The 5992-nt window shown below is 74.2% G+C and carries 6 protein-coding genes and 1 pseudogene; 4 read left to right on the forward strand and 3 right to left on the reverse strand.

Annotation, left to right across the window (positions count from 1 at the left end; translation table 11 throughout):
- Positions 1-767: pseudogene (locus DN069_RS42715) on the reverse strand (hypothetical protein); the annotation flags it as partial.
- Between DN069_RS42715 and DN069_RS33835 the strand changes: the two are divergent.
- Entirely contained in the window at positions 726-1634 is a 909-nt protein-coding gene (locus DN069_RS33835) for a hypothetical protein (protein ID WP_424556357.1), read from the forward strand. The pseudogene DN069_RS42715 and the gene DN069_RS33835 overlap by 42 nt on opposite strands.
- Positions 1635-1753: 119 nt before the next feature.
- Here DN069_RS33835 and DN069_RS33840 read toward each other — a convergent pair whose 3' ends face one another.
- On the reverse strand, positions 1754-3097 hold the full coding sequence (locus DN069_RS33840) for a DUF1015 family protein (RefSeq protein ID WP_243640110.1): 1344 nt from the start codon (positions 3095-3097) through the stop codon (positions 1754-1756).
- Between the two features lie 46 nt (positions 3098-3143).
- Here DN069_RS33840 and DN069_RS33845 point away from each other — a divergent pair, with 46 nt between their 5' ends.
- Positions 3144-3743, forward strand: coding sequence for a tetratricopeptide repeat protein (locus DN069_RS33845; protein WP_243640112.1), 600 nt, complete (start codon positions 3144-3146; stop codon positions 3741-3743).
- Positions 3733-4743 (forward strand): HAD-IIA family hydrolase, encoded by a 1011-nt coding sequence (locus tag DN069_RS33850; protein WP_243640115.1) that lies wholly within the window; start codon positions 3733-3735, stop codon positions 4741-4743. The genes DN069_RS33845 and DN069_RS33850 overlap by 11 nt, the downstream gene beginning before the upstream one ends.
- Before the next feature lie 30 nt (positions 4744-4773).
- On the opposite strand, the gene DN069_RS33855 is transcribed toward DN069_RS33850, so the two are convergent.
- Entirely contained in the window at positions 4774-5121 is a 348-nt protein-coding gene (locus DN069_RS33855; protein ID WP_111507072.1) for an SCP2 sterol-binding domain-containing protein, read from the reverse strand.
- A gap of 104 nt (positions 5122-5225) precedes the next feature.
- On the opposite strand from DN069_RS33855, the gene DN069_RS41115 reads away from it, so the two are divergent.
- A complete protein-coding gene (locus tag DN069_RS41115) occupies positions 5226-5972 on the forward strand; it encodes a hypothetical protein (RefSeq protein ID WP_207892368.1) in 747 nt (248 codons plus the stop codon).
- Positions 5973-5992 lie beyond the last annotated feature (20 nt).

Consider the following 5992-nt stretch of genomic DNA (forward strand, 5'->3'; position numbering starts at 1 on the left):
GTGACCGGGGTCCGCGTCGTGACGACCGCCCGTCCTACGGGGACCGCGACCGTGGCCCGCGTCGCGAAGACCGTCCGTCGCACGGCGACCGCGACCGTGGTGGTGACCGGGGCGGCTTCCGCCGCGATGACCGGCCGTCCTACGGCGACCGTGGCCCGCGTCGTGATGACCGCCCGTCCTACGGCGACCGTGACCGTGGCCCGCGTCGTGATGACCGCCCCTCCTACGGTGACCGTGGTCCCCGTCGTGACGATCGCCCGTCGTTCGGTGACCGTGGTCCGCGTCGTGACGACCGCCCGTCCTACGGCGACCGCGACCGCGGCCCGCGTCGCGAAGACCGTCCGTCGCACGGCGACCGCGACCGTGGTGGTGACCGGGGCGGCTTCCGCCGCGATGACCGGCCGTCCTACGGCGACCGTGGCCCGCGTCGTGATGACCGCCCGTCCTACGGCGACCGTGACCGTGGCCCGCGTCGTGATGACCGCCCCTCCTACGGCGACCGTGGTCCCCGTCGTGACGACCGCCCGTCCTACGGCGACCGTGACCGCGGCCCCCGCCGTGATGACCGCCCGTCCTACGGCGATCGGGACCGTGGTGGGCGCTTCGAGCAGCGTGGTGGGTACGGGGACCGTGACCGCGGCGAGCGCAGTGCTCCGACGCGCCGGCTGCCGATCGACGAGGACGTCACCGGGCTGGAGATCGACGCGGACGTGCGTCAGGAGCTGATGACGCTCCCCAAGACGCTGGCCGAGGACGTCTCCAAGCACCTGGTGATGGTGGCGCGCCTGATCGACTCCGACCCGGAGCAGGCCTACGCCTACTCGCGTGTCGCGCTCCGTCTGGCGTCCCGCGTCGCGGCCGTTCGTGAGGCGGCGGGCTTCGCCTCCTACGCGACCGAGCGCTACTCCGAGGCGTTGAACGAGTTCCGCGCCGCGCGCCGGATGACCGGGTCCGCGGACCTGTGGCCGGTCATGGCCGACTGCGAGCGCGGTCTGGGCCGCCCGGAGCGGGCGCTGGAGATGGCCGGCGCACCCGAGGTCAAGCAGCTGGACAAGGCCGGCCAGGTCGAGATGCGTCTGGTCGCCGCCGGGGCCCGCAAGGACCTCGGTCAGCTGGAGGCCGCCGTGGTGACCCTGGAGTCGCCGGAGCTGGCGTCGCACTCGGTGCAGCCGTGGACGGCCCGCCTGCGGTACGCCTACGCGGACGCGCTGCTGGCCGTCGGCCGCGAGGAGGACGCGCGCGAGTGGTTCGCCAAGGCTGTCGAGGCGGACCAGAGCGGTACCACCGACGCCGCCGAGCGCCTGGCCAAGCTGGACGGCATCGAGTTCGTCGACGCGCTCGACGACGACGAGGACGAGGCGGACGACGAGGTCGACGCCGCCGACGTGTCCGGTGACCTTCCGGCCGACGTCGAGGAGGCGGAGGCCGCGGAGGACGAGGCCGAGGCCGCGGCGGACGCCGAGGTCGAGTCCGACTCCGACGACGCGTCCGAGGTCGGCAACGCGCTCGACCTGGACGAGGTCAGCGCCGAGGGTGGTGCCCTCTTCGACGGCGGCAACGGCGAGGACTACTACGAGGACGACGAGGAAGAGGACGAGGAGGAGGGCTACAGCCACTCCGACAACCGTCGCTGATCCTCGGGCCACTGGTTCACTGGGCGTCCCACATCCGACGTCCGACTGACGGCGAGTGACACGACAGAGGGCCTGTCCCGGTGCGGAATCCGCACCAGGGCAGGCCCTCTGTCGTTCCGTCAGCCCAGGCGCAGGTTGCGCAGCACCAGCCCGGTGGCCGGCTTCGGGCCGAAGGACGTGGACTTGCGTGGCATCGTCACGCCCTGCTCGGCGAGGCGGCGGACGACGCCCTCCTCGACGGGGTTGAGCAGCACGGCGGTGCCGTTGGCGCGGACGGCCTCGCGGATGGCGGCGCCGGTGTCGTGCAGGTAGCCGATGTGCTCGGGGTCGTCCGGAACCCGCCAGACGCGCTCCAGCAGGAGGGCGTGCAGCACGGTCGCGTCCAGGCGCCGGTACTCCTCCGGCAGGTCGGCGGGGACGGAGGCGGCCAGGGCCGTCTCGTCGGGGCCGGTCAGCAGGTGGAAGCCTCCGTCGCCGGCCAGCAGGAACGCGTTGTCGTGGGCCCCGGAGCCGCCCCGGGCGCCTGCGCCCGCCTTCGCCGTCGCCAGCGCCTTCAGCGCCGGTTCGACCGCGTCGCCGAGGTCGGTCAGGCGCCAGTCGCCGCCGGCCGAGCGGAGGCGTTCGAGCGCGTCGCGCAGCGGCAGGCGCTGCAGGACGCGGTGGATCGCGCGGACCCGCAGGGGATACGCGGCGGTGTCGACGAGCAGCACCATGCCCCGGTCCCAGGGGCTCTGGGCCAGGTGACGGTGTTCGCGCTGCAGGCGCAGGTACATGGCCCAGCGGTGGTGGCCGTCGGCGATCAGTGCGCGGCAGGTGGCGAGGTCGGCGGAGACGGCGGTGAGGTCGTCCCGTTCGGTCACCGCCCACAGGCGGTGGCGGGTGCCGTCGCTGGTGGTGGTCTCGAGCAGCGGATCGCGCTGCGCCGTGCGTTCGACGACGGCAGCTGCCCGGCCGTCGCCGCGGTAGGTCAGCAGCAGCGGCTCCAGGTTGGCCTTGGTGGTGCGCATCAGGCCGACGCGGTCGGCGACGGGGCGTGGCATCACGTCCTCGTGCGGCAGCACCATGCCGGCGCGTGCGTCGCTGACCGCGAGCGCGCCGATCAGGCCGCGCTGCAGCAGGCCGCCGTCGGCGTCCGAGGTGCGCTGCTCGTAGACGTAGAGGGCGGGCTCGGGGTCGGGGCGCAGCACGCCCTGGCGCTGCCAGCGGTCGAGCAGGGTGGCGGCGTGCCGGTAGCCGTCCTCGGCGGTGGGCTCGGGGCGGGGCAGGATCAGTCGGACGACGTTGTGCGGGTCGCTGTCCTCCAGCCGGGTCCGGCCGTCGGGGTCGACCACGTCGTACGGGGGTGAGGTGACCGCGCCGAGGGAGGTGACCCGCTCCGGGTCGTAGCGCAGCCCGCGGAAGGGGGCCAGCGAAAGGCCGCACGCGGCCACCCTCCCGGCGTCGCCGTAGCGGGTATCACTCACGTCGTCAGCACTGACTCGTTCCACCCTGGGCATGTTAATCCGATGGATGCGGTTGTTGATCGCGGAGAGCTCGGATCACGTCATCACGAAGGCACGCGGCACGGGAGGTCATGACCGGATGAGAGATCAGGGGCAACCGGGCGGCGAGGTGTACGACTGGTTCCGGCGCGGGATCGCGATGCTCGCGCAGGGCAACGCGGGTGCGGCGGTGCAGTTGTTGAGTCACGCGGTCGAGCAGGAGCCGCATTCGCGGGCGATCCGGGAGGCGCTGGCGCGGGCGCAGTTCGAGACGCGCGCGTACGCGGCGGCGCTGGAGAACTTCCGCGCGGTGGCGCTGGCCGATCCGTCCGACGACTACGCGCAGTTCGGCTGGGGGCTGTCGGCGGCCCGGCTGGGGGACTTCGAGGCGTCCGCCGAGCATCTGGCCCTGGCGGTGGCGATGCGGCCGAGCTCGGAGCCGTACCGGGCGGCGCTGCGCCAGACACGGGCCACCCTGAAGGCGCGCGCCGGGGGTTTCGGTACGGTCGGAGGTGACCGGCGCCGACACGCCGGGGTGCCCGCCGTCGAATCACCAGCCGCACCGCACGCAGATCCGTACGCAGATCCGCGCGACGATCCGCAGGGAGACCCGCCTCGTGACCGCTGAGCAGCCCCTCCACCTCGCCTACGACACCGCCCTGCTCGATCTGGACGGCGTCGTCTACGCGGGCGCGGCGGCGATCCCGCACGCCGTCGAGGCGCTCGACGCCGCCCGCTCGGGCGGCATGCACCTCGCCTACGTCACCAACAACGCCTCCCGCACACCGGAGACGGTCGCGGCGCACCTGACCGAGCTCGGGGTGCCGGCCGCGCCCGCCGACGTCATCACCTCCGCGCAGGCGGCAGCCCGGATCGTCGCGGAGAAGGTCCCGCCCGGGTCGGCCGTGCTGGTGATCGGCGGCGAGGGACTGCGGGAGGCGGTGCGGGAGCGCGGCCTGGTGCCGGTCGCCTCGCTGGACGAGAACCCGGCGGCGGTGGTGCAGGGCTACGACCCGGGCATCGGCTGGCAGCAGCTGGCCGAGGCCTCGTACGCGGTGCAGCGCGGTCTGCCGTGGGTCGCCTCGAACACGGACCTGACCATCCCGACCGCGCGCGGCACCGCCCCGGGCAACGGCACGCTCGTCGCGGCCGTCCGTACCGCGACGGGCGCCGAGCCGGAAGTGGCCGGAAAGCCGCTGCCGCCGATGCACCGCGAGACGGTGATCCGCACCGGCGCGCGGCGTCCGCTGGTCGTCGGCGACCGCCTGGACACCGACATCGAGGGCGCGTTCAACGGTGGGGTGGACAGCCTGCTGGTCTTCACCGGCGTCACCCGCCCCGAGCAGCTGCCCGAGGCCGAGCCGAAGGACCGGCCCACCTACCTCGCCGCCGACCTGCGCGGCCTGCTGGCTGTTCCGCCGGCGCTGGAGGAGCTCGGCGGGGGCGCGTTCCGCTGCGGCGGCTGGACGGTGGCCCCGCGCGAGGACGGCCGCCTCGGCTTCGGCGAGGAGCGCGGCACCGACCCCTACGCGGGTCTGCGCGCCCTGTGCGCGGCGACGTGGAGTGCGGCGGACGCCGGGCGTCCGGTGCCGGAGTGGCGGAAGGGGCTGGCCGAGCTGGGGCTGTGACGGGCGGCCGAGTCGCGGGGCCGCGGGGCTTCAGAGCAGGGTGCGCAGCTTCAGCAGGTCGAGGATGCTCGCCTCCAGCTTCACCCGGCCGGAGCCCCAGGCCTTGGCGAAGTTGAGCCTGCCGTCGACGAGGGCGAGGAGGTCGTCCCCGGCGAGGGCGAGGCGGATCTGCGCCTTGGTCGCGGGCCTGCCGGGAGCCTCGGCGAGGTCCTGGATGTGTCCGTCGCGCAGTTGCCCGGTGAAGGTCAGGTCCAGGTCGCTGATCCAGCAGCTGAGCGAGCGGTCCAGCTGCGCAGCGGTGCGGGCGTTGCCGGTGGCCTTGCCGAGGTTCTCGCTGAAGGTGGTCAGTGCCTCACGGCATTCGAGCGCGGTGGCCATGGCGGGGGCGGACTCCTCTGGGTGCGGACTTCGACCGACGGTACCGCAGCGCCCGCGCCTCACGGCGGCGGCGAAGGCGGTAGCGTCGGACCTACGGCCAAGCTGTGGAGGGACGTGTGGACGAGGGCGGGATGCGCGAGATGGTCCGTGACTACGTGAAGATCGCCACCGGGATCGCCACGGGCGTGGCGGAGGAGCTGCACAAGCGGCTGCCGCCGCCTGTCCGCGACCTCGCCGACGGCGTCGTCGAACGCGCCCGCGAGGAGGGCGAGAGGGCGTGGCACCGCATCGGTGACGGCATCGTCCAGGCGGGCGTGGTCCTGGAGTACCTGGAGCGCCAGCTGCGGCAGGTCCAGGGCACGCCGCCGTCCTCGCCGGAGGCGCGGCCGGAGTCGGCGGAGGCCGCGCCAGCGTCCCGCGCGGAGGAGGCCTTCCCGCGCCCGGAGACGCGCCCGCGCCCGGTCCGCGTCGTCGTCGACGCGGACGACACCGACGCGGCGGCCGCGGCAGCCCGCCGCGCGGCCGCGGTCCCCGCGATGCGGGACCGCGCCCCGAAGGCGCAGCAGACCACGCCGCCGAAGCGCACCACGCCGCGCAAGCCGGCCGAACCCGCGGCGAAGAAGACCCCGGCGAAGAAGGCGCCCGCCGCCGCGAAGAAGACGACGACGGCCGCGAAGACGACGCCAGCGAAGAAGGCGGCTCCTGCGAAGACGCCGGCAGCCAAGAAGCAGCCTGCGGCCGCGAAGAGGACCGTGCCGGCCAAGAAGGCCACGCCAACCCGGAAAACCCAGCCGGCCAAGAAGGCCGCCGCCAAGAAGCCCGCGACGGAACCGGCCACGACCGATGAGTGACACCCCCTGGCCCCCACCCC

This window comes from Streptacidiphilus pinicola (assembly GCF_003258295.1).
GTDB lineage: Bacteria > Actinomycetota > Actinomycetes > Streptomycetales > Streptomycetaceae > Streptacidiphilus > Streptacidiphilus pinicola.